This is a genomic window from Rhodococcus sp. I2R, assembly GCF_020889545.1.
Taxonomy (GTDB): domain Bacteria; phylum Actinomycetota; class Actinomycetes; order Mycobacteriales; family Mycobacteriaceae; genus Rhodococcoides.
Window position 1 is genome coordinate 1 of the sequence record NZ_JAHUTG010000040.1, and the last position, 20,574, is coordinate 20,574.

31 protein-coding genes are annotated in these 20,574 nt (G+C 63.1%); 27 read left to right on the forward strand and 4 right to left on the reverse strand.

Annotation, left to right across the window (positions count from 1 at the left end; all coding sequences use genetic code 11):
- Positions 1-311, reverse strand: a 311-nt coding sequence (locus KVY23_RS23915; protein ID WP_230558439.1) for a helix-turn-helix transcriptional regulator, incomplete at its 3' end; no start/stop codon positions are given.
- A 124-nt stretch (positions 312-435) separates the two neighbouring features.
- Here KVY23_RS23915 and KVY23_RS23920 point away from each other — a divergent pair.
- The 9 genes from KVY23_RS23920 to KVY23_RS23955 all read left to right on the forward strand — a co-directional run bounded on the left by KVY23_RS23920 (position 436) and on the right by KVY23_RS23955 (position 3,414).
- Positions 436-621, forward strand: a complete 186-nt coding sequence (locus KVY23_RS23920) for a helix-turn-helix domain-containing protein (RefSeq protein ID WP_230558440.1) — start codon at positions 436-438, stop codon at positions 619-621.
- The gene (locus KVY23_RS23925; protein WP_230558441.1) at positions 618-791 is read left to right on the forward strand and encodes a hypothetical protein; all 174 of its coding nucleotides are present in this window, start codon (positions 618-620) and stop codon (positions 789-791) included. The genes KVY23_RS23920 and KVY23_RS23925 overlap by 4 nt, the downstream gene beginning before the upstream one ends.
- Positions 788-1,072: a hypothetical protein gene (locus tag KVY23_RS23930; RefSeq protein ID WP_230558442.1), complete on the forward strand. Its 285-nt coding sequence runs from the start codon at positions 788-790 to the stop codon at positions 1,070-1,072. The genes KVY23_RS23925 and KVY23_RS23930 overlap by 4 nt, the downstream gene beginning before the upstream one ends.
- Entirely contained in the window at positions 1,069-1,278 is a 210-nt protein-coding gene (locus tag KVY23_RS23935; protein WP_230558443.1) for a hypothetical protein, read from the forward strand. Before KVY23_RS23930 ends, KVY23_RS23935 begins: the two co-directional genes overlap by 4 nt.
- Positions 1,279-1,884: 606 nt before the next feature.
- The gene (locus KVY23_RS23940) at positions 1,885-2,232 is read left to right on the forward strand and encodes a hypothetical protein (protein WP_230558444.1); all 348 of its coding nucleotides are present in this window, start codon (positions 1,885-1,887) and stop codon (positions 2,230-2,232) included.
- Positions 2,232-2,588: a hypothetical protein gene (locus KVY23_RS23945; RefSeq protein ID WP_230558445.1), complete on the forward strand. Its 357-nt coding sequence runs from the start codon at positions 2,232-2,234 to the stop codon at positions 2,586-2,588. Before KVY23_RS23940 ends, KVY23_RS23945 begins: the two co-directional genes overlap by 1 nt.
- A complete protein-coding gene (locus KVY23_RS23950) occupies positions 2,588-2,767 on the forward strand; it encodes a hypothetical protein (protein ID WP_230558446.1) in 180 nt (59 codons plus the stop codon). Before KVY23_RS23945 ends, KVY23_RS23950 begins: the two co-directional genes overlap by 1 nt.
- A gap of 142 nt (positions 2,768-2,909) precedes the next feature.
- On the forward strand, positions 2,910-3,161 hold the full coding sequence (locus KVY23_RS25340) for a WhiB family transcriptional regulator (protein ID WP_374108763.1): 252 nt from the start codon (positions 2,910-2,912) through the stop codon (positions 3,159-3,161).
- The gene (locus tag KVY23_RS23955) at positions 3,154-3,414 is read left to right on the forward strand and encodes an HNH endonuclease (RefSeq protein WP_230558447.1); all 261 of its coding nucleotides are present in this window, start codon (positions 3,154-3,156) and stop codon (positions 3,412-3,414) included. Before KVY23_RS25340 ends, KVY23_RS23955 begins: the two co-directional genes overlap by 8 nt.
- Before the next feature lie 16 nt (positions 3,415-3,430).
- Here KVY23_RS23955 and KVY23_RS23960 read toward each other — a convergent pair whose 3' ends face one another.
- The gene (locus KVY23_RS23960) at positions 3,431-3,670 is read right to left on the reverse strand and encodes a hypothetical protein (protein ID WP_230558448.1); all 240 of its coding nucleotides are present in this window, start codon (positions 3,668-3,670) and stop codon (positions 3,431-3,433) included.
- Positions 3,671-3,995: 325 nt separating this feature from the next.
- Here KVY23_RS23960 and KVY23_RS23965 point away from each other — a divergent pair, with 325 nt between their 5' ends.
- The 18 genes from KVY23_RS23965 to KVY23_RS24050 all read left to right on the forward strand — a co-directional run bounded on the left by KVY23_RS23965 (position 3,996) and on the right by KVY23_RS24050 (position 19,184).
- Positions 3,996-4,259, forward strand: a complete 264-nt coding sequence (locus KVY23_RS23965) for a hypothetical protein (protein WP_230558449.1) — start codon at positions 3,996-3,998, stop codon at positions 4,257-4,259.
- Entirely contained in the window at positions 4,259-5,812 is a 1,554-nt protein-coding gene (locus KVY23_RS23970) for a terminase large subunit domain-containing protein (protein ID WP_230558450.1), read from the forward strand. Before KVY23_RS23965 ends, KVY23_RS23970 begins: the two co-directional genes overlap by 1 nt.
- 33 nt (positions 5,813-5,845) lie before the next feature.
- Positions 5,846-7,054 carry a phage portal protein gene (locus KVY23_RS23975; RefSeq protein ID WP_230558451.1) on the forward strand — a complete coding sequence of 403 codons (1,209 nt, stop codon included), beginning with the start codon at positions 5,846-5,848 and terminating at the stop codon, positions 7,052-7,054.
- Positions 7,051-7,446: an ATP-binding protein gene (locus KVY23_RS23980; RefSeq protein WP_230558452.1), complete on the forward strand. Its 396-nt coding sequence runs from the start codon at positions 7,051-7,053 to the stop codon at positions 7,444-7,446. The genes KVY23_RS23975 and KVY23_RS23980 overlap by 4 nt, the downstream gene beginning before the upstream one ends.
- On the forward strand, positions 7,443-9,329 hold the full coding sequence (locus tag KVY23_RS23985) for an HK97 family phage prohead protease (RefSeq protein ID WP_230558453.1): 1,887 nt from the start codon (positions 7,443-7,445) through the stop codon (positions 9,327-9,329). Before KVY23_RS23980 ends, KVY23_RS23985 begins: the two co-directional genes overlap by 4 nt.
- A complete protein-coding gene (locus KVY23_RS23990; protein WP_230558454.1) occupies positions 9,329-9,694 on the forward strand; it encodes a hypothetical protein in 366 nt (121 codons plus the stop codon). The genes KVY23_RS23985 and KVY23_RS23990 overlap by 1 nt, the downstream gene beginning before the upstream one ends.
- The gene (locus KVY23_RS23995) at positions 9,691-10,074 is read left to right on the forward strand and encodes a hypothetical protein (RefSeq protein ID WP_230558455.1); all 384 of its coding nucleotides are present in this window, start codon (positions 9,691-9,693) and stop codon (positions 10,072-10,074) included. Before KVY23_RS23990 ends, KVY23_RS23995 begins: the two co-directional genes overlap by 4 nt.
- 1 nt (position 10,075) lies before the next feature.
- Positions 10,076-10,480: a hypothetical protein gene (locus tag KVY23_RS24000; protein ID WP_230558456.1), complete on the forward strand. Its 405-nt coding sequence runs from the start codon at positions 10,076-10,078 to the stop codon at positions 10,478-10,480.
- Positions 10,481-10,492: 12 nt separating this feature from the next.
- Positions 10,493-10,885, forward strand: coding sequence for a hypothetical protein (locus KVY23_RS24005; protein ID WP_230558457.1), 393 nt, complete (start codon positions 10,493-10,495; stop codon positions 10,883-10,885).
- Entirely contained in the window at positions 10,882-11,157 is a 276-nt protein-coding gene (locus KVY23_RS24010; RefSeq protein ID WP_230558458.1) for a hypothetical protein, read from the forward strand. Before KVY23_RS24005 ends, KVY23_RS24010 begins: the two co-directional genes overlap by 4 nt.
- Before the next feature lie 136 nt (positions 11,158-11,293).
- The gene (locus tag KVY23_RS25230; protein ID WP_374108764.1) at positions 11,294-12,025 is read left to right on the forward strand and encodes a peptidoglycan-binding protein; all 732 of its coding nucleotides are present in this window, start codon (positions 11,294-11,296) and stop codon (positions 12,023-12,025) included.
- On the forward strand, positions 12,022-12,153 hold the full coding sequence (locus KVY23_RS25065; protein WP_268995396.1) for a hypothetical protein: 132 nt from the start codon (positions 12,022-12,024) through the stop codon (positions 12,151-12,153). The genes KVY23_RS25230 and KVY23_RS25065 overlap by 4 nt, the downstream gene beginning before the upstream one ends.
- Positions 12,150-12,524, forward strand: coding sequence for a hypothetical protein (locus tag KVY23_RS24025; protein WP_230558459.1), 375 nt, complete (start codon positions 12,150-12,152; stop codon positions 12,522-12,524). The genes KVY23_RS25065 and KVY23_RS24025 overlap by 4 nt, the downstream gene beginning before the upstream one ends.
- Positions 12,524-12,934 (forward strand): hypothetical protein, encoded by a 411-nt coding sequence (locus KVY23_RS24030; RefSeq protein WP_230558460.1) that lies wholly within the window; start codon positions 12,524-12,526, stop codon positions 12,932-12,934. Before KVY23_RS24025 ends, KVY23_RS24030 begins: the two co-directional genes overlap by 1 nt.
- A complete protein-coding gene (locus KVY23_RS24035) occupies positions 12,935-13,219 on the forward strand; it encodes a hypothetical protein (protein WP_230558461.1) in 285 nt (94 codons plus the stop codon). It begins immediately after the preceding gene.
- Positions 13,209-15,815, forward strand: coding sequence for a hypothetical protein (locus KVY23_RS24040; RefSeq protein WP_230558462.1), 2,607 nt, complete (start codon positions 13,209-13,211; stop codon positions 15,813-15,815). Before KVY23_RS24035 ends, KVY23_RS24040 begins: the two co-directional genes overlap by 11 nt.
- A complete protein-coding gene (locus KVY23_RS24045) occupies positions 15,808-17,892 on the forward strand; it encodes a hypothetical protein (RefSeq protein ID WP_230558463.1) in 2,085 nt (694 codons plus the stop codon). The genes KVY23_RS24040 and KVY23_RS24045 overlap by 8 nt, the downstream gene beginning before the upstream one ends.
- Entirely contained in the window at positions 17,892-19,184 is a 1,293-nt protein-coding gene (locus KVY23_RS24050) for a hypothetical protein (RefSeq protein ID WP_230558464.1), read from the forward strand. The genes KVY23_RS24045 and KVY23_RS24050 overlap by 1 nt, the downstream gene beginning before the upstream one ends.
- Before the next feature lie 39 nt (positions 19,185-19,223).
- Here the strand turns inward: KVY23_RS24050 and KVY23_RS24055 are convergent, their stop codons facing one another.
- Both KVY23_RS24055 and KVY23_RS24060 read right to left on the reverse strand, forming a co-directional pair.
- A complete protein-coding gene (locus KVY23_RS24055; protein WP_230558465.1) occupies positions 19,224-19,466 on the reverse strand; it encodes a hypothetical protein in 243 nt (80 codons plus the stop codon).
- 25 nt (positions 19,467-19,491) lie between these two features.
- Entirely contained in the window at positions 19,492-20,328 is an 837-nt protein-coding gene (locus KVY23_RS24060) for a tyrosine-type recombinase/integrase (RefSeq protein ID WP_230558466.1), read from the reverse strand.
- Positions 20,329-20,574: the final 246 nt, after the last annotated feature.

Genomic DNA, 20,574 nt, shown 5'->3' on the forward strand with positions numbered 1-20,574 from the left:
CTTTTAATCCGCAGGTCGTAGGTTCGAGTCCTACTGGGGGCACCATCACCGTCCGGATCGGACGGCACTGGAGCCTGTCCCGTCTCCAGCCAGGTCAAATTGACGCCGGTCGCCATCGACCACGCGATAAGGATCGGACGCTTCGGGTCGCGCACGCCGGCCTCGTATGACCCGACCGTCCGCCGGCTCATCCCCAGGCGCTCGGCCAGCTCGTCCTGACTCAAGCCCGCGTGCCTGCGCGCCTTCTCCAGCCGGTCGGCGGTCGACCAGTCCGGTACGTCGCCCGCGCGTTCGTATGTCTGCTCGCTCACGGCTTCCCCCATCCCTTCATTCTGACTGTTTGGGCAAGCTTAACCACATGCACTGACATGCAGCAAGTCAAGAACATTCGCGTCTTTCTTGCGAAACCTGCCCAAATGGGCAACTATCACCAATATGGAAACAGAACTCATCGGCGCTGCCGAGGTCTGTGAGCGACTACGCATCAGCCGTTCCACCCTTCAGCGTTGGGCCGTGAGCGGCCGACTAGAGCCCATCCACAAGGCACCCGGCACCACCGGTCCGCGCTTGTACGACCCAGCTGATGTCGACGCCCTCGTGAAACCGGCGGTGTCGGCATGAAGAGCCGTGTGCCATACGTGACCCCGACCGACCGCCCACAGTGGCCCACGGGGCGAGTCAGGCGGTGGCTCGGCATCGTCCTGGTGTCGTGGGTGCTGCCGTTCGCGCTCAGCTCCGCTTCCGTTTACGGCCTGATTGGGCTGTACCTGTTGGCCGGTGGTCGCGGATGAGCGAGATCGTTTCCGCCGACCAGATCGAGCAGATTGTTGGTGCGCCCCGCACGCGCAACCTCCACTACGGTCGTGCGGTCTCTGCCGAGCAGCGTGTGTACATCCTGCATTCTCGCCGGTGCGTCGACAGTGGGATCGATTTGCGCGAGTGCCCGTACTCGGTGGCGCTGGATCGCGGAATTGATATTGACCAGTGGTGGGCTGGCAACGAGGACGTGCCCGTTGTGCTGGGTATCCGAGGCCCTCACCTGGTCCCGCTGCGCCGATGTGTTGCGCGATGACCGCCCGGCAGCTCGCTGTCGGCTACGTGCTCGGTGAGGAGAATCCGGCTGGCCATGTGGAGTTGGACTGGATTGGATCTGTGTACGCCAGTCGCGCCGCTGCGGAGACGGCCCTGGTCGAGGCGTATGCGCTCGGTGCAAGCCATCTGAACATCTACGAGCTCCACTCTCTCAAGCCCTTCGAATTCAGTACGCCGTCGTCATGATCGATCACGGCGACCACCTCAGGCGCGCGATCTGCGACGTATGCGAGCGTCCCTTCAGTCGCAATCGCATCGTTCCGGTTCCGCATATCTGTCGGGACTGCCGTGTCGATACGAACTCTCCCGCCTACCCCGTGACGTACTTGATGAACTCTCCCGCCTACCCCGTGACGTACTTGGACGATGGGGGTGAGGCCGTCCCTCCATGACCGCGTGAGCCTGTCCCTGCGCCCGTGGATCTGCATGTACGGGTGATGCGCCTAGCTCGCGTAGTCGTCGCCCGTTAGAGGGGCCACTGCACCCTCCCGATTCGAGTGTCTGACCTGGTTAAGGCGGACTCGGGCAGGAGCGCCGTTGCAGGCGTATCAGGCACTCGAAATATCCCAGTCCCGGCAAGCCGAGTAATTCCCGCGCTTGCGTTCACACCAACCGACCGATGACCGACGCGACCGACGCGAGGAGATCGGCTTGGGTGATCTCGTTCCATCGCGGTACGGGGTACGCCCTGCCCTCCCAACTCCCTCTACTCCCTCAACGAGGCGTCTAGGGCTCTCAGCGCAACGCTGAGAGCCGAACGGGTGCAACGGAACCGAAAAGAGACGAACGAAGATGAAACAGACGCAACTGGTGGTGAAGCTGTACTCACGATCGAAGATCATTCGCAAGGCGGTTGAGAAGTTTTGCGAGAACCACGATCTCGCCTTGTCCGTGAATGAGGGTGATCGTCCCGAGACGGCCTCGTTCGTCGTCACGACCAATGCTTTGAATCGGGACACGGTTGTTCTCGCGAATACCCACTGCACGCCGCTGATTCGGTGCGAAGTCGTGCACCTTCCCGAGGCGGATCTCTACCTGGCCGCTGCTGCCAGGTATGCACGCGGCCTCACGTTGTGCGGCTCCGATCATGTGGTCACCCGGCCACCTGAACCCAAACCTGAAGATGGAGTGCTGTTCTGATGGACAAAGATGTAGCGACACTGTTGGATGCGGTCACGTTCCAGGTGTCCGACATGATGGCGCCGGCGACCGTGCTGGAAGCGGCTGGCCGGCATCTACTCGATCGACTCGATTTGACTGATCCTCACCGGTGGGCAGTCACGTCGGCTCTCGGCTCGATCGTCGCGGCGCGCAAGGGGTTGGAGGCTGCGAGCGAGGAGCTGCTGCACGTCGTCGCCCAGGACGGCGCGGACATGCTCGCAGTCGAAGTGAGCAAGGGCAAGATCGTGTCTACGGCCTGTGCCCTGTTTAAGCCGATGATCTACGACGACCCCGACGTGTGCTTCGGCTGCGGCGAACGCCAGGCGGCCCACTGATGGCCGGCCAGTTCATTCCGCTTGATGGCTTGGATGGTCGTTATGCGTCAGTGGTGTTCGATGCGGTGCGGGGCATGATCACGACTGAGGTTGCTGATGCGGAGGGCAATGTCTTGTCCTCGATGTCGTGGGGGTACAGCGAGCCTGTCGTCATCGAAGATCCGGCGGTCGAGGGATGAGCGGCGGCGAGTATCTAGACCGTAGTCGAGAGCTGGCGAAGCGAATGGTGGCAGCGTGTGACTGCTGTCTGACTTGTGTTGGCAGTCTCCTTGTGGAGATGAACGACTTGGCCACGGACTTCGTTCTAGACAACAGTCCGCAATGAGTCGGTGTCGGGGGCGTGCTGATGAGTACGAGTATGCGAATGTGCCTGGTGGGCAGTGGCGTACGAAGCGTGAGGCTGCCAAGCGGTTGTGCGCTGGCTGCCCTGGCATGGCCCAGTGTGCTCGTCGCGCGCTCAAGCATCACGCTCTCGGCATGGTGTGGGCCGGTGTGCCCATACCACCTGACCATGACAACAAGAACACTCATGCGGCTCGGCGGCTGCTGATCGAGGTAGCTCTCTATGGCTAGTGATAGGCGTCCCCCGATACCGGACGACATGATCAAGGCGGTGCGTGCGCGTGACGGCTATGTGTGCCGCAAGTGCGGTAGCGATGACCGGTGCGAGATCGACCACGTCGTGCCGTGGCACATCGTGAAGGTGCACGAGCTGGACAACCTTCAGTTGCTGTGCTTGCCGTGCAACCGCAGCAAGGGCGGCAAGGTAGAGGCCGATGGCAGACACACGTGGTTCGATCCTGATTTCTTCGGGGCGAGCGCATGAGTGTCGCCGAGTGTGTCTATCCCCAGCGTTGCTGTGCGGCTTGGCGTGTGCCGCCTGTGCGCTGGGCTACGTCGGCCCAGCTGTACCCGTCGGTGCGTACTGATGTGACTGCTTGTGCGATCTGTTCATCCAGCGCGGTGCGTAGTGCGATGAGGTGTGGCAGTGACTCTATGTCGGTGCCTGCCCTGCGCCCTGCTGCTCTGATGATGCGGCGTACGAAGGTGATGTATTCGGCTGTGTCCATTGGTCGCTTCACGTGTCAAGGATGCCTTGACACGCATGGGTGCGTCAAGCATGTCTATTCATGTGCGTGTATATCATGCATGCATGGTCATTCATTACCATGCATGATTCGAATGAATGGTCATGCATAATCGTGGATGAATGTCGCTACGAGAGCAGTGCTCGTTTTTGCAAAGGGGGCGGTTGACACCGAGGGGCTCCCTGGATTTACACCCCCCGAGCCCTCCGGAGGTCGAGTTCCGCATGATGGGATGAATGGACGCTGTATTTTATGCATGACGTCATGCATGATCGGCGAATGGGATGCATAGCTCATGCATGAATGAATGGAGGTCGTCGTGGGGTATGTGCTGAACGAGTCGTACGAGGATTCGATCACGACGTTCCTGGCTGCGAACCTGTGGGTGAGTGACTCGGAGGCTCCGTATCTTGCGTCTCTGCTGCACATTGCGCGGCTCCTGGATCTGAAAGTGGCGGCGAAGCAGGCTCTGCCGGCCGGTCTGACGATGGAATTTCGGATGCTGTTCTCCGAGCTACGCAAGTGCAAGCCCGCCGAGGATGAGGACGAGGACGACTTCGACGCCGAGATCGCCGCCATCTGATGGACAGCTCGACGCTTCCGACGATCGTTCTGCCGGAAGAGTATCGCGAGGACTGGGTTGATGAGGTGCCGCCCTGGCTTCCTCGCGTCTACACGCAGCCGATCGAGCACCCTGACTACTCTGAGGGCGACAAGCTCATCCGCCTCTCGGAGAAGGTGTTCCGGTTCGCGGCCGGCGACGAGCTGCGCCTCGACGCGTGGCAGAAGTGGTTGATTCGCGAGATCCTCCAGAAGTACCCCGAGGACTATCCGGACGCCCGCCTCGCCGGCAACCTCGTCTATCAGCAGGTTGTCGTGTCGATGGGCCGGCAGAACGGCAAGACCGTGCTCGGTGCGGTCATGGCGCTGTACGGCCTGATCTTGATGGTGCCCCGAGCGCCCGAGGTGATCTCGATCGCAGCCGTCGTGGAGCAGGCCAAGAACCTGTACGCGAAGGTCCGCTACTGCGTGGACAACGTTCCGCTGCTACGGAAACGGTTCAAAACCACCGACCGCAGCGGCATCAAGTCGCGGAACTTGAAGAAACCAGCGACGTACGTTGTCAAGGCGGCTGGTGACGGCGACGGGTTGCAGGGATTCTCTGGCTGTCTCATGCTGCTGGACGAGCTGCATCTGCTCATGTCCGAGGCGTGGGACGCACTCACGCTCGGTGCATCGGCGCAACCGAAGGCGCTCGTCGCCGGATTCACGACGGCCGGCGACGACAACTCGGCGCTACTCAAGTTGCTGTACCGCATCGGACGCGCCGCCGCAGCGAAGGAAGAGGGGCACGACCCGAGGTTCGGATTCTTCCTGTGGGAGGCCGATCCGAACCTTCCCCTCTACGATCCGCAGGCGCTCATCCAGGCAAACCCTGCGATCGCGTCGGGCCGGCTCGATCTCGCGGACGAAGTGCGCCGTGGGAAGAACATGCTGGAGGCATCGTTCCGGCGGTACCGCCGGAACGAGTTCGTGTCCGTGGAGAACATTTGGATGCCCATGCCTGCGTGGCTGGCCGGCGAGTACGGCCCGATCCCCGCTGCCGCGCGGAAGCAACCGCTGATTATCTCGTTCGCGCGCTCTCGCCGGACGTGGAACTACATCTCGATCGTCGCGTCGACCAAGTACAACGGCGTCGTCTACACGCAGCTCATCGGTACGATCACGTTCGGCAACGACGAGCTGCTGCTGAAAAAGCTTGTGCAACTGAGCCGTAAGGTCAGGGTCGACAAGTTCGTCACCGACTCCGAGACGATGAAGCCCACGATTCTCGCGCTCGATAAGACGCACCACCTGCCGGCGGAATATATGACCCGAGGGAACATCGCGAACGCCACCTCGACGGTGCACTCGATGATCAAGGATGGTCGCGCGAAGCATGCCGGCCAAAAGGAACTGGCGACACAGTTGACGAAGACGGTGACCGTCAATGCCGGCCAGGGCGTGATCATCGATATGAACAAATCTTTGGGCGACATCGACGCGATGTATGCCACGGTCATGGGCGTTTTCATGGCCGAGCAGCAGCAGCCGGTCGTCTCTCCTCTGACCATTTTCTCGAAAACCACCGCATGAGAATCACACGGATGGCATTAGCGTTCCCCAGCAATGAACGCAATCAAGAGATTCTTCGGGCTGGGCGACCAGATCGAGACCCGCACGGGCTCGGTCGGTTCGGCTGGTGGTGACTCGCCACTGGCTGGTGTAATACCGCCTCCCAGAACAGAACTCGGCGTGACATGGCGCGAAGCGCTCAAGGTGTCCGCGTTCTCCCGGTCGATGGACCAGACGAATACGATGATGTCCTCGATGCCGGCGACGGTGCGCGATGCCCGCCGGCGGCTGATCCTTCCCGATGCCCGCGAGTTCCCCTCCATCGTCTCGCAGCCGAACCTCGATATGGACTACGAGGAGTTCGTGCAGTCGACGGTTAACGACCTATTCCTGCACGGCGAATTCATCTGGCTCCGAGTCGGTGATCCGCAGACGGTCAACCTGATTCCGGTCGCACCGCACGAGATGACCATCGTCCGCGAGAGGCTCCCCGATGGCACCTGGGGTCGAGTTCGCTACGGTCACCTGGGCCGCGCGATCCCCCGCTCTCGCGTCATCCACAAGAAGCACACCGCCATCACCGGTGAGCCTCGCGGTATCGGCCCCCGCCAGCTCGCACAGGCAGAGCTGCGAGCAGCATTGACGCTGGCCGAGTTTCAGCGCGAGTGGTTCGACTCCAGCAACGTCCCGTCCGGCACACTGAACACCGACCTGCACCTGAGTGCGACGGAACAGGACGAACTCCAGAGCCGGTGGAACAACTTCCTGCGCTCGCACCGTGGGCAATCCGTCGTCCTCGCCGCCGGCCTCAGCTACGACGCAATCCAACTCAAGCCCGCCGACGCGCAGATGCTCGAGGTGCAGGATGCCATCGACAGACGAATCGTACGTATCTGTGGCACACCAGCTTTCGATCTACTCGTCCCCGGCGGCACCGAGTCTCGCACGTATCAGAACCTCGAACAATCCACACTTCAGTATCTCGTGGCCACGCTAGCCAAGTACATGAATGCGTTCGAGCGCGGACTCACCGACGTGATACCGCGCGGCAACAAGGTCGAGCTGGACGAAACCGGCCTGCTGCGCATGGACTCGAAAACCCGCGCCGAAGTCGACACCGCCAACGTTCAGAACCGCACCCGCACCCCGAACGAGCTACGAGCTCGCGACGGGCTCGAACCGCTCCCGGACGGTGACGCACCGCCGGCCCCGAAGCAGGTTGCCTCCGAGCGCCTCGACCAGCCGAAGGAGATCGACGCATGATCCGCGTCATAGTCGGCCCGCCATGCGCCGGCAAGTCCACCTACATCACCGAGAACGCAGCTCCCGGTGACACCATCGTCGACTTCGACGCCCTCGCGAAAGCGTTCGGCTCGATCGGACACCACGACACCCCGCTCCCGATGCGCCGCGTCGTCCAGGCCGCTCGATCCGCAGCCATCGCACAGATACTCATGGGCCGCGTCGAGAACGCATGGGTCATCGACACCGACCCCACCCGAATGATGCAAGCCCAGTACCGCCGCGCCGGCGCAGAGATCATCCTGCTCGATCCCGGCCTCGCGACGTGCCTCGAACGCGCCACCGCCGACGAGCGCCCCGACTGGACCGCAGAACAAATCCGCCGCTGGTACCGACTGAGGATCACCGCATGACACACCACCCCGCCATCCAGCACTTGCTCGACCTGTTCGAGTACTCGCACCTCCCCGCCCACCTCCAGGAAGTCGCGAACCCCATCCAGTACTTGGCAGACCAGATGGCCGGCACTCTAGGTTCCGGCCCCGAACTGTCGGCCGGCCTCCGTAAGCTGCTGGAGGCGAAGGACTGCTTCGTGCGCCAGGCCGTCATCGACGCCCGCTTGATCGAGACTCGCACCGCCGCTGTCGACACCGAGGTCGAAATCCGCACCGCTGCTATCGGCGTCGTGGACGAGCAGACCCGCATCATCTCCGGCATCGCAGTCCCCTTCGGGCAGGTCGCCGAAATCCGCACCCAGTCCGGCAGCTACCGGGAATCGTTCGCGCAGGGCGTGTTCGCGGACGACGCGCCCGCCACCGTCCACGCCAACCATGGATGGAAGACACGGGGCGAGCTACCGGTCGGCACAGTCATATCCGGCAAGAACCGGCCCGAGGGCTACTACGTCGAGTGCCGTATCGCGAACACTGCACGCGGTGACGAGGTGCTCGAACTGGCCCGAGACGGCGTCCTGAAGTACTTCTCGGTCGGGTTCCTCCCCGGTACCCACGAGACGCGAGACGGCGTGCTCGTCCGCACCAAAGCGGCACTGCGCGAAGTGTCCATCACAGAAGTTCCCGCCTACAAGGGCGCGGCCATCGAAAGCGTGAGAAGCGCTGCAACAGAACAGGATAAGCGTATGGACCCCGAAGAGCTCGCACGCCTCGTCGCCGCCGGCATCAAGGACGACCCCGAGGTCACCCAGCTCCGCACCGACAACGCCGAGATGATCCGCCGCATCGGAGTACTCGAAGACGGCGGAGGTGAACAGACACGCGGCCGCCGCGAGTTCAAGGTCCGCACCGGCGGCGAACTACTCAAGGCGATGCTGCGCGGCGACACCGACGCGATCGAAGAGATTCGCTCGGTCAACGACGAGCTGGAATCGCTGCGCATCGAGACCCGCGCCTACGAGGGCCAGGTCATGGCAGATGGCGTCGTGCAGCCGGCATGGCTGGAGAAGCAGCTACGCCTCACCAACCGCAGCCGGCCGCTGTCGACCATGTTCTCCCGCGAGTCCCTGCCGCCGGACGGCACCAGCTTCGAGTACGCCAAGATCATCGCCGAAGCAGGCGCGCTCACCGTCCAGGCACTTGAAGGCGACGACCTCGGCTACCTGGAGATCGAGATCGGTACCGACAGCGGTACCGTCCGTACGGTCGGCGGCTACACCAGCTTCAGCCGCCAGGCCATCGAGCGGTCCAAGGTGCCGATCCTCGACGCCGGCCTCCGATGGATGGGCATTCAGTACGCCGAAGCGTACGAGAACTACGTGCAGGCCTTCATGCTTGCACTGCCCCTCGGCGCGGAGGGCGTCAACACCATCCCCCTGGGTGCGAAGCCGGCGACCGCCGCAGAGTGGATCGGCGCCACGCTCGACGCCAAGCAGGCGATTATCGAGAACGCCAAGGGACTGCGCGCCGACCTCATCGTGTGCAGCTTCGATGTCTACAAGGACATCGCCCTACTGGAGGATGCGACCGGTCGCCCGGTCTTCGGCGTCAACGGCGACGGACAGAACACGTGGGGCAGCGCCAACATCAGTCAGACCGACAACGTCGAGATCGGTTTCAACATCGCCGGCCTTCCCGGCGTCGTCGGTGACCGGCTCCCTCCGGACACGTTCCGCGTGTCCTCGCGTGACGCGATCACGTCGATGGAATCCGCCGGCGCTCCGTTCTCGCTCCAGGACGAGAACATCATCAACCTCACGAAGGACTTCAGCGTCTACGGCTACCAGGGTATCTACTCCGAGCAGCCCAAGGGCATGACCGCGCTCACCTGGCCGGCACCGTAATGACAACCCCTGCAAGCGGTTCCGTCGACGGCGGCACACCCGAGAGCGCCAACGCTCCCGCTGTGCCGTCCGTCGAGGAGTTCCGCCTGTTCGTCAACGCCGGCCCCGACGTTCTCGACCAGCTCACGCGAGACCTGAACAGCGCCATCGAGCAGGTGGACGACTTCTGCCGGGAGCCGATGCGGCCAATCCCGACTGCCAGCCTGAAGCGGTGGTACCTGCTCGTCGGTGCGGAACTCTTCGACGCTTCCAACGGCCCGAGCCCGAGCACCGACCCGTTCGGGAACACGAGACAGACCCGATCCTCGCGCGATCCGCTGCACGTGATCATGCGCCAGGCACGCAGGTACGTGAGTTTCATATGAACCTCGCACAAGCACGACACGAGATTGTCGACTCTCTGGAGCAGGCCGGCCTCCGCGTGCAGGGCTGGGAGATCAAACAGGTGGTACCGCCTGTCGTCATCGTCTGCCCCGCTGTCCCCCACATCGAAACCCAGGTTGCCGGCGTCTCCCATGGCAAGCCCTACATGACGAACTGGCTCGTCCAGATCATCGCCGGCCGAGGCACCGCCGACGAAGTACGCAAGGCCCTCGAAGACATGGTGACCAAGGCAGTGATGGCCATTCAGCCGGGAATGACTGGCATAGAGGTCAATTCACCCATGTTCGAGAAGGGCGACAACCCCAATCTGGGTGCCGAGATCACGGCGTCCATCGCTATCAACATGAAAAAAGAGGACTGACATGGCTTTCACCAAAGGGCAGAACCTGTCCATCCTGATCGGCACCGAAGAGTGGAACGCTCACGCCAAGGATCTCCGCATCGAGCCGGACGACAGCGAGGACAACGAGTTCCTCACGTTCGCCGCGTACTCGTCCGGCGACACTGACAAGTGGTTCCTGCGCGGCACCGGTTTTCAGGACTTCGCTGCCGACTCGTTCTGGACGTATGCCTGGCTCAACTCCGGGACGACGGTTCCGTTCGTGTGCGCGCCATACGGGAACGAGGTGCCGACCGCAGAGCAGCCTCACTTCTCCGGTGACGTGCGTATCTCGCGCAAGCCTGGTCTCGGTGGTGAGGTCAACGAGCCGTTCGAGTTCGAGTTCGAGTGGGAAGTGGACGGCGTACCCGAGCGGGTCACGGCCTAACCCATGGCCAGGATGAAGGTCACAGCAGAGGTCGACGGTGTTCGACCTCTGCTGGACAAGCTCACCGCGTTCCGTCGCACCTCGCGGCAGCTGCGGCCGGCATTCGACCGGATACGCGAGCGGACCTTCATCATGGCGAGGTTCCTTGCCCCGGTCTACGGCGGAAAGACCAAAGCCTCGATCCGCGCCAAAGCGTCAAACATGCAGATGTGGGCCAAGGCCGGCAACGGCTCGTACAAATCGCACGGTGGCGGCATCTATGTCGAGATGAACCACTCCGGCACTCGCTGGGACCCACAGACCCCGTACCCGTTCATGTTCATCACCCTCGAAGCCCAACGCCGTTGGGCAAGAGACGACATCGAACGCGAAATCATCAAAAAGAAAGAGGCAGCAGGACTATGAGCTTCAACGACACACTCGACAACCTCACCGGACGCCAGGTCCGTCGCGTCGAGCACCTCACCGGTGCACCACTGGACAAGTCGCGCGGCTTCGACCTGACGTTTGCGATCGGCTATGTCCTGGGACTGCACCCCGAGCAGGTCAAGAACTGGGGACAGCAGGAAGATGCCGGCTACGAGGAGTATCTCGACAACACCTCGTACATCGCCGCCAAGCGCGCCACCGGTCAGGAGACCGAGGACACCGACCCAAAAGAGCAGCCCGAAATCTAGCGAAGTCGCAGGCGAAGAGGCTCGCCGTGTTCTGCATGCTGACCGGCCAACCGCCCTCCGTCTTCTACGACCTGACAGTGCTCGAACGCACCGAGTTCATCGCGTTCGCCAACAAACGAGCGAGGAGACGGAAGTAATGGTCACCACAGAGAACGGCTGGGCTCAGATCGGCAATCCCACGATGCGTGCCATCGTCGGGACGAACATCGTCCTCCCGCTCCACTGGCACGCATGCGGATTCGTCCTCGCCGCGTTCGCTGGCATGTACAACCGGGAGATCGAACCGCTGGACGGCGGTGCTCGCGACGAGGGCGGTTGGACACCCACGAACAGTGTCCGCACCTCGAATCACGTGTCCGGCACCGCAATCGACCTAAACTGGAACAAGTACCCATTCCGCGTGTACCGCATGGCACGTGGAATGGTGACGGAAGTGAAAGCGCTACAGCGCGATTTTCGCGGTCTGATCGACTGGGGACGGGACTGCTGGGGCGGCAACCCGGTGGACGAGATGCACTACCAGGTCGCCAAGGGTAAGCCGATGGACGCCTACGTCGACTTCGAGAACGAGCTACGCGCTGGGCTGTTCGGGCTCTACGGAAACACCGCCCCCACACCCGTCCCCGTCGTCGTGCCCAACCCCGGCGTCGGGGGCGGCACCACGCTGCTGCTGCGAGGCTCGAAGGGTGAGGCCGTGCGCCGGTTGCAGGCACGCCTCAACCGCGACTACCCGCTGTACGCGAGGCTTGTGGTCGACGGCGACTTCGGGCCGGCGACCGAAGGTGTGGTGCGCGAATTCCAGAAGCGCGCCGGCCTACTGGTCGACGGGATCGCCGGCCCCGAGACTCACGCCAGGCTCGGACTGTGAGGTTCGCGATGCAGACACTGGCGACGGCGGTGGTGATCGGTGTCGTAGCCGGCGTCACCGCCGCCGCGAGCTACCTACTTCGGACCGAGCTGCCGTCCGAAGCCCAACTGATGGAAGAGAAGTCATGACCGCACCGCAGGGACCGCTCGACCTCGTTGCCAAGGAGGTTATGCGGATCGTCGGACCTGAACTCGACGCTCGGTTCGAGCAGCTGACCCCGATCATCGCCAAGGCCCTGAACCGGGGTGAGCCGTTGGACAAGGTCAAGGTGCCACCGGCCGGTGAGCCGGTGACCCCGGGTACCGCAGCCAAGCGCACCACCGTGCAGGGCGTCATCGCTGTCGTGCTCGCCGGCAGCTTCGGGTTCGCTGCCGACGCGGTGAGCGACGATAGCTTTGAGGTATTCGACCTGGGCGACTGGAAGGGCCTTGGAAGCGGAGTTGTTGTTGCCGGCATGATGGCTCTGATCGCGTTCGGGCAGCGCAAGATTGGACGCTGATGCGCGAGTGGAAAGCGGTCCTCTCTGCCGCACGGTTCCTGTCCCTCACCATCGCCGTGCTGACCCTGCTCGTCGGTGCGCTCTACGCCGGCCCCGAGCAACTGGTGCGCCGGCCGCTGCCGCCAGGGCAGGAGACGATCGTGGCCGTCATCGAGTATCTGTTCCCGGTGTGGCCGTTCCTGTTCGCGTTCGCCGGCGCAGTACTGTGTTGCGCCGCCTACTGCCGTCGCGGTCTGGCCGTCACGCACGGGCTCGTCGTCGCCGCCTGGGGCTTCTACGGACTGTGTCTGATCCTTGCCCCGATCCGATCCGTACCGCCGTCACCGATCCTCGTCGGTGTCATCGCAATGGGAATCGCTGCCATCAACTTCACCGCAGCGAGGCTGTGGTCCGCACTGGGGGTGAAGTAGGTGAACGCCGCCACGCTGATCGTCATTGCCGCCATTGGTGCCGCTGCAGCCGGCGTCGGCACCGTTGTCGGCGCACTGAATCGCGTCGAGTCCGTCAACGCCGTCACACTCACCACACGCAACGACGACCTCGAAGCGGAAAACACCGAACTGTACGCATGGAAGCTCACAGCGCGGCCCTACATCGTGAAGCTGATCGGCCGCATCCTCGACCTCGGCCACAATCCGCCACCTCCACCCCCACAGCTCGGACTGACAATGAAGGGTGAGAGCAATGGCGAGTAACACCGTCGACATCTACATCAAGGGCCATGAGAAGGATCTGCTTCGGGCCATTGATCGGGTCAAGGCATCGCTCGCGTCGATCCGCAACACCACCGCCAAGGTCACTGTCGATGTGGACGACGGTGCACTACGGCGCTTGCAGGCGCAGATGGCTGCGATCCGCAACGCCACAGTCCGCGCCACCGTCGACGTGGACTCATCGCAACTGGCTCGCCTGCGCGCCGACCTGGCCGCGCTACGCGATCGCACGGTTCACATCGATGTGGAGCTCGACACCGGCAGTGCCTTGGCTGGGCTCGCCGCGTTCGACTCTTCGCGCGGGGACGCCACGATCAAGCTGGATCTCGATACCAGCACTGCCGCTGCCGAGTTGGCAGTCTTCGTGGCCGCTGTCCCGCGTAGCGTCTCGATCAATCTCGATCTCAACACAGCCACTGCCGCCGCCGAGCTCGCCGCGTTCCGTCTCGCGATGGAAGCCTTGAACGACGTCACCATCACTCTCGGTTCGACGTCCAGGACTGCCAGTAGAGGTGTAGGCGCCATGGGCGGTGCTGCGTCCTCGGCGCTGCCGTTGGTCGCAGCTCTCGCGCCGGCGATCGGGGTACTCGCCTCAGGCGCGATCGGCGCGGGAATCTTCACTACTGCGGCAGCACTGGGCGCTGTCACCGCAGCGGCCGGCGCTGTATCTGTGGGAATCGGTGGCGCGTTCGCTGCCCTCCCCATCGCTGCTGCCGCATCATCGGAGCAGGTCAGGTCTGCTTTCACGACCATGAAGGACGACGTTGTCTCCACGATGCAGGAGATCGCTCAGCCCGTCGAAGAGCCGCTGATCACCCTGGCCGGCGCAGTCGGTGATGCGTTCGAGCAGATCCGCCCGAGCCTCGATGTCGTGACCGCCGGCGCTGCCCGCCTTGTGGACGAGCTATCCGGCGAAATGCCCCGAATTGCAGCCGAAGTCGGCCCCGCAATGGAGAAGGCATTCGGTGCCGCCGAGCCACACATCAACAACCTGATCGACAACATCCCGTCGTACATCTCCGCGTTCGGGGACTTCGCTGAAAGTCTCGGCGACCCCGCGATCGTGGCCGGCGCTCAACGGGTATTTTCCGCACTGCCGGGCATCATCAGTGGCGCAGGGGACGCTCTCGTCGGTGTGGGTGAGCGCTTCAACGACACGATGGCCTACCTTGACTCTGGTGCACTGGATGGATTCACCGGCGGCATAAGCGATTTCGTCTCCGAGCTTGGTGACACTGACTTCTCCACCTTTACGAGTGGACTGGCCGACGCCTCGAATGCATTCGGCGACTTCCTTGGCAACATCGACGGCGAGAAGCTCAACACCGCCCTGACCGGAATCACCGACCTCACCACCGCTCTGACCAACGTCGGTAGCGGGATGACAGAGGGTTTCCTCAGCCTGAACCAGTGGGTCGACGACAACCTCCAGTTCGACAAACTTCCGGGTCAAATCAACTCGATATTCTCGCAACTGGGACTGGAGAAGCCGTTCGACGTTCCGGTCTCCATCACGCCGCAGTTCGCCGGTGCGCCACTGGAATCTCTGTTCCCTGACGGCACAACGATTCCCGCGACTATCGAGCCGGTCATGCCCGCCGTGCCGCCGCCACTGCCTCCGATGGAACAGACCCTCACACCGATCTTCGATGGGCTACTCGCACCTAGCCTGCCTCCGATCGAGCAGCCCCTCGTCCCCGGTGAGATGCCGTCGCCGGCCGCACTCCCGCCGGTCGAGCAGCCTATTACGCCCGGTGAAATGGCAGCACCGCCACCGCCGTCGCCGGTGCCTGTGCCTGTGGACGTTCAGGTCGACGGTGCCGTGACCGTGCCGCCGCCACCGCCGGTGCCGATCTCGTTCGATGTCACGCAGCCGACGTTGCAGTTGACTCCACCACCACCGGTGCCGATCACATTCAATGTCACCCTGCCGACTATCACCATCCCACCGCCCCTACCCGTGCCAGTCTCGGTGAAGGTTGACACGGCGAGTGCGAGTGTCGACCTGTCAGGACAGGGCGCCGCTGCCGGGGCATCGTTCGCGTCGGGCCTGGCTGGATCGGCCGGCGCCGTAGCGGGGGCCGCAGCGACAATGGCTGCTGCCGCATCGAGCGTGTCGGTCGACCTGTCAGGACAAGGTGCCGCCGCTGGTGCATCGTTCGCCGCCGGTCTCGCGTCACAGGCCGGCGCGGTCGCTGCCGCCGCCGCGAACCTCGGTGCGGTCGCCGCAGCGAACAAGGGCCACTACAAGGGCCGCAAGGGAATTGCTGCAGACAGAATCATGCTCATACCGCACGGCAAGGCCCTCGTTGGCGGTTTCATCGCAGGCATGCAGTCGCAGCACCGAGCCCTCGTGGCGGCATCAGCGGCACTCGCCGCCGATGTGTACAAGGAGTTCGATGACGACCTCGTGCCGGCGATCGGATTGTCCGGTGGGATGGACATCAAGCAGGCTGTCTATGTCACCGTCGAGGCCGGCCTCATGGCAGACCCGGTGAAGGTCGGCCGCGAGGTCAGAGCCGTTCTCGGTGCGTACGCATCTGCTGTCGGGCAGAACGGGAAGTCGATCGATGTCTAGATTCACCGACGCAACGATGGTCGCCGTGCAGGTCGAAACCGAGCGTGAGAGTGTCTGGCAGCCGGACGGAATGGTCGATGCCACCTATCCACCGGCCGGCATCGTCTTGCGCGATCTTCTCGCCCTACCCAACGCTACCGACTTGCGTCCTGTGACAGCACCGATCACCGGCTACGGCATGTTCCCGATCGACCGTGATGACCGCGCGATCACGGGTGTCGACCTGGATGTCACATACGAGGGCAGCGGCTTCGACAAGATGGTGAAGGACGTATCGATCACCCAGCGGTCGAGTCGATCACTCGGCCCGATCGTCGTTCAGACCAAAATGCCGACACCGGTCAAGCCTGGCGACCACGTCACCTACAGCGGCCAGTTCGCGATCCGTCGGTCCGGTGACCCGGTGCAGCGCGACAGCAACGGTGATCGCACCGGGTTGAGGGTGCGAGTGTCGGTGTGGGGAGTCAAGAGTAACGAGGACGAGTATGGCGAGGTCTCTATCGAATCGGTGGAGCTACTCGCGTATGACGTTCTGTATCAACCGGAGTCGATCTTCTGGTCGTACGTGAACACCCTGATCACGATCCCTGCTACCTCGCCTGCGGTGGTCCCGGCCGGCGTTACCGGCGTGCACATGACCGTGGCTATCCGTGCCGCGACCACCGGCGAATGGATGTCCCCCAGCTACACTGTCCCGAACTGGTGGTCGACGCTGTTCGGCGGCACGCCGAACATGTTCACCCTCTCGACAGCCGATCCGCTGCGCCTGATCGTCACGCCCAATCCACCGGCTCCCGCACTACCGCCGGCGGAACAATGGGAGACCCTCACCCAAGAGCAGAACAGGCTCTGGCGGTGGACGTACGAGGACATCACCGACCACGTGGTGCGGATCGGTACCGAACGGATCGAGGCCGATCTGGGCATCCACACCATTCGGCTCTACTCCGTCGACGTGCCGGACAAGGTGAAGGCCGGCCGCCGTGTCCGCATGTTGGCGCTGCATCCAGACGGTGCGTTCACTGTCCTCGCCGCCGGCACGATTCGCACCCGCCGGATAGTGCACGACGGTCGACACAGTCCACAGGTCGAAATCGGCGTGCACGACAGCTATGGCAAACTCACCGCCACCACCGCCAAGGTCGCATTCAACACGCTCGCCGAATACGCCCCCGTCCTCAACACTCTCGGCGTCGAAGCCACGATCGACGGCACGGAAGTCACCGGCCCGGCACGCGAGCTGCCCCCATGGGGTGGTGTGTTCCCCTCGTATCAAGATGCCGGCCTCACCGCATGGGAATCACTGGTCATGGCACGCAACGCAGTCAAAGGGTTTGTGCGTCTCACCCGCACAGACCGCCTCGAGGTGCTCTCGGCCCTGCCGGCCGAGGTGGCTCTCGACGTATCAGATGTCCCCGGCGAGGGTGACATGCACTACGCCCTCAATCTTGAATTCGGTTCCGACAGTGCGGAACTCATCAATGCTGTACGGGTGTCCGAACATCTCCTCGACTCTGCGGACTTCACCGAGCGCACAGTCGGCGCCGAGGACCCACCGAAGGAGCTCGGTGCCATCAGTAGCCGAATCCAAACCGCCGAGTATCGCCGGCAGGGCTCGATCGACTCGTACGGTCTTGCATCGCGTTCCTTCCCCGTGGTGCGAGGTAGTGGACAGTGGACCGACATCGAGTCAGGTGACTACGGCTCGAACTTCGCCGCATGGGCGAGTGCCATCCTGGACGAGTACAGCGTCGAGCGGTCCGGCCCGAGGTCGATCACGCTCCCGGTGACGACCGACGCGCACCGCAGACTCGTCTCCCGCCTCGAGGTGCTCGACGCGGTTGTCGTGCGGTTCCAGGGTGACGCTCAAGTCCGCCACATTCGGCAGATCAAGCACAACATTCAGCCAGGTCGGTGGTCGGTCGACATTCGCTTCGACACCACCGGCGAGCAGGCCTACTGGCTGCCCCCTGTTGTCATTCCCGAATCCGACTATCTCAAGCCCGCGTCCGCCGGTGTCGACGGCGGTCCGGTCTACCCCACTCAAAGCGGCACCCTAGATGGAGGAACACCCTAATGCCACTCATTCAATTCAGGCGCGGGAGCACGGCCGAGTGGACGGCAGCAAATCCGACGCTTGCAGATGGCGAGCCAGGTTACGCGCTACCTGACGGGCCACTGAAAATCGGCAACGGCATCACCCCGTGGGCCGACCTACCCGAGTCGGCTTCTGACTCTGCTACCCGGACCGGTGCCTTCCAATTCGATCATGCGGGAGCCCTGTCGCCGCTGGGTGCGGCGACGTTCACCGCACGCCAGGGTTTCGCGCTCCCGTTCGACGGGCTTGAGTTCAGAGTGCACTACCGCAACCGCAACTTTCTCGGCGAGGTCGATGCAGTCGGGACCATTGATGCGTTCAAGGCGTACGTCGGCGAAGCGGTCATGGGACCGGATGGTCCGACAGGCGCATTCGTCGCACCGCCGGTTCAGATCCTCGCCCCGACGACGTTGGTCGACGGTGTCGAAAAGGTCACGCCGTGGATCACCCCGGCCACTTTCGCCCTCACGAAGAACAAGCGGTACCTGCTCTCGACCGGGTTCACGATGCCCAGCGCGGAAACTCCGATCGCTCTCGGCGGCGGCGGTCACTTCGTCAGTTACGACGGCGACAGGGCAGCGCAGCAGGCCGCGAATGCCGTGTTCACTCCGAATCAGTCGTTCTTTGATACGTGGATCGAGTACCGCTTCGTAGACGACAACGCTCCTACGATTCTCGTCGTATCGAACTCGCTTTCTGGGCCGGGGAACGTCGTCGCGGCGACGAACCGTGGCGACCTCGATGCATGGCAGCATCAGTGGGCTTTTGCGAACGGCGGTGTGGCGGCATCGATCGCGGTCGGTGGATCGTGGGCAGCGAACTACCCTGCCAGCTCGGCGAAGTGGACCCACTACGACACTGCCGCCACCCCGATGGTTTACGACGCGATCGTGCTGATGGGTCTGCTGTCGTCTGACGTTGCTGGCGGTGCTGGTGACGCGGCAGCGATCGAAGTAGCCAAGGGCAGCTATGGCGTGGTGGTGAACAAGGCTCGCTCGCTGTATCCGAACGCCCGCATCATCGGCACTACAAGCCCGCCACGGCAGGCATCGTCCGGCGATCAGGAAACCGCGCGCCTTTCGGTAAACGCGTGGCTGTCGTCGAGTCCGTATCAGATCGAGCAGTGTTACGACATCGACATGTTTCTCCGCAACGGCGGCACGCCGCAACGCTTGAAGCCAGAGTACGACTCCGGCGACGGTGATCATTGGACACCCCGTGCGCACGGGGCTGTCGCATCCGGTGTCCCCGTCCGCTCCCGCACTCGATGACAGGTCACACGCACCACGCGCCTGGGGTGCACAAGAAGGCTATGCGTCGATGAGTGCGAGCACAGCGATTGCCGCTGCGAACAGTGCTATGCCCGCAACGATGTAAGCGGCCACCGGCCAGCTGCGTTGGCTCGAGGCCTCAGGCTGTGGTGGCGCAGTAGTCTGGCGGCGTTGCGATCTGGAGTGTCTGATTCGGCGGTACACCACGTCGATCGCGAAGCCCCATAGCGTAAGCAAGATGAGTAGCTGTAGCACGGCCATTTCTTGAAAGACAGTCGTCATGCGTGATGTTTAACACATCGAACAGTCAAGCGATGGCTCGGTGTAGGTCGAGTTTCTCGACGGCGGCGCGCATGCGGATATCGGTCACGCCAGTGTACTGCTGTGTCGACGTGACCGAGCCGTGCCGCATCAACTCCTGCACCACTCTGATGTCGGCTCCGCCCTCCAGCAGTGTGGTGCCATACCAGTGTCGCAGTGGGTGCGCAGAACCCGGCAGGTTCGCACGCCGGAACACGTCACTGATGCTCTGCGACACGCTTTTACGTGTGACATGCTGCCCCGGCCTGGTGCGGTTCGACGGGAACCACCAGCCACGCACCGGCATCGTCTCTGCAGTGGCCGCGAGGATCGGATGTAGCGGCACCCACTTCTCGTCCCCTCCCTTGCCGAGGACGAGCATGCGGCCCCGAGGCAGGTCCATGTCTTCACCGCGAAACTTGGCGATCTCGATGCACCGCAGGCCGGCGAGTGTGGCGAGCAGGATCATCACTCTCGTGCGGTGATGCATGTTCGTCTTCAGCAGAGCGATCAGGTGGGTGTCGGCGACTGGCCGTGGTTTGCGTTTCGGCTGCTTGACCGTGCCAAGCTTGACCATGGGGTTGTCGACCCGAATGTCCTGGAGCTGTAGCCATTTGAACCATGTGGTGAGGTAAGAGTGGTAGGTGTAGTGGGTCCCCGGCGACCATTCCTCGTGCAGGGCGTACCACCGGACGATGTCGAGTGGTTGCGCATAGGCCGGGTTGACGCCGGTCTCCGCCTCGAAAGTCGCAAGCACGCGGATGCGCTCGGTGATTGTCGTGTCTGAGCGGCGCGTGCCGTGCTGAAAGATCTCCCACTGATCAATCGTCACATTAGTTGACATGCGTAACAACTATCCCAGGCCGGACATTGGGGATGTCGGTTGGTTGAGTGTTGGTCAACCCGTTACATGACTGATGCCGAACCGGAACCGGCGGCTGTGAACCCGACACCGAGCGGATGAACTCGCCGCACACATGGCAGTACAGGTCGCTCGTCATGCGACTGCCCCGAGTGCCGGTCGGAGGGGGTGAATCACTGACCTTTTAATCCGCAGGTCGTAGGTTCGAGTCCTACTGGGGGCACCATC

Bases quoted from the DNA above. Each gene is read 5' to 3' on its own strand.
- KVY23_RS23940 (WP_230558444.1), top strand. From the start codon at position 1,885: ATGAAACAGACGCAACTGGTGGTGAAGCTGTACTCACGATCGAAGATC.
- KVY23_RS24055 (WP_230558465.1), bottom strand. From the start codon at position 19,466: ATGACGACTGTCTTTCAAGAAATGGCCGTGCTACAGCTACTCATCTTG.
- KVY23_RS23995 (WP_230558455.1), top strand. From the start codon at position 9,691: ATGAACCTCGCACAAGCACGACACGAGATTGTCGACTCTCTGGAGCAG.
- KVY23_RS24010 (WP_230558458.1), top strand. From the start codon at position 10,882: ATGAGCTTCAACGACACACTCGACAACCTCACCGGACGCCAGGTCCGT.
- KVY23_RS23955 (WP_230558447.1), top strand. From the start codon at position 3,154: ATGGCTAGTGATAGGCGTCCCCCGATACCGGACGACATGATCAAGGCG.
- KVY23_RS24000 (WP_230558456.1), top strand. From the start codon at position 10,076: ATGGCTTTCACCAAAGGGCAGAACCTGTCCATCCTGATCGGCACCGAA.
- KVY23_RS24050 (WP_230558464.1), top strand. From the start codon at position 17,892: ATGCCACTCATTCAATTCAGGCGCGGGAGCACGGCCGAGTGGACGGCA.
- KVY23_RS23945 (WP_230558445.1), top strand. From the start codon at position 2,232: ATGGACAAAGATGTAGCGACACTGTTGGATGCGGTCACGTTCCAGGTG.
- KVY23_RS23980 (WP_230558452.1), top strand. From the start codon at position 7,051: ATGATCCGCGTCATAGTCGGCCCGCCATGCGCCGGCAAGTCCACCTAC.
- KVY23_RS24040 (WP_230558462.1), top strand. From the start codon at position 13,209: ATGGCGAGTAACACCGTCGACATCTACATCAAGGGCCATGAGAAGGAT.
- KVY23_RS23950 (WP_230558446.1), top strand. From the start codon at position 2,588: ATGGCCGGCCAGTTCATTCCGCTTGATGGCTTGGATGGTCGTTATGCG.
- KVY23_RS23935 (WP_230558443.1), top strand. From the start codon at position 1,069: ATGACCGCCCGGCAGCTCGCTGTCGGCTACGTGCTCGGTGAGGAGAAT.
- KVY23_RS24045 (WP_230558463.1), top strand. From the start codon at position 15,808: ATGTCTAGATTCACCGACGCAACGATGGTCGCCGTGCAGGTCGAAACC.
- KVY23_RS24060 (WP_230558466.1), bottom strand. From the start codon at position 20,328: ATGTCAACTAATGTGACGATTGATCAGTGGGAGATCTTTCAGCACGGC.
- KVY23_RS23930 (WP_230558442.1), top strand. From the start codon at position 788: ATGAGCGAGATCGTTTCCGCCGACCAGATCGAGCAGATTGTTGGTGCG.
- KVY23_RS24025 (WP_230558459.1), top strand. From the start codon at position 12,150: ATGACCGCACCGCAGGGACCGCTCGACCTCGTTGCCAAGGAGGTTATG.
- KVY23_RS24005 (WP_230558457.1), top strand. From the start codon at position 10,493: ATGAAGGTCACAGCAGAGGTCGACGGTGTTCGACCTCTGCTGGACAAG.
- KVY23_RS23970 (WP_230558450.1), top strand. From the start codon at position 4,259: ATGGACAGCTCGACGCTTCCGACGATCGTTCTGCCGGAAGAGTATCGC.
- KVY23_RS23990 (WP_230558454.1), top strand. From the start codon at position 9,329: ATGACAACCCCTGCAAGCGGTTCCGTCGACGGCGGCACACCCGAGAGC.
- KVY23_RS23975 (WP_230558451.1), top strand. From the start codon at position 5,846: ATGAACGCAATCAAGAGATTCTTCGGGCTGGGCGACCAGATCGAGACC.
- KVY23_RS23920 (WP_230558440.1), top strand. From the start codon at position 436: ATGGAAACAGAACTCATCGGCGCTGCCGAGGTCTGTGAGCGACTACGC.
- KVY23_RS23925 (WP_230558441.1), top strand. From the start codon at position 618: ATGAAGAGCCGTGTGCCATACGTGACCCCGACCGACCGCCCACAGTGG.
- KVY23_RS25340 (WP_374108763.1), top strand. From the start codon at position 2,910: ATGAGTCGGTGTCGGGGGCGTGCTGATGAGTACGAGTATGCGAATGTG.
- KVY23_RS23985 (WP_230558453.1), top strand. From the start codon at position 7,443: ATGACACACCACCCCGCCATCCAGCACTTGCTCGACCTGTTCGAGTAC.
- KVY23_RS25230 (WP_374108764.1), top strand. From the start codon at position 11,294: ATGGTCACCACAGAGAACGGCTGGGCTCAGATCGGCAATCCCACGATG.
- KVY23_RS24030 (WP_230558460.1), top strand. From the start codon at position 12,524: ATGCGCGAGTGGAAAGCGGTCCTCTCTGCCGCACGGTTCCTGTCCCTC.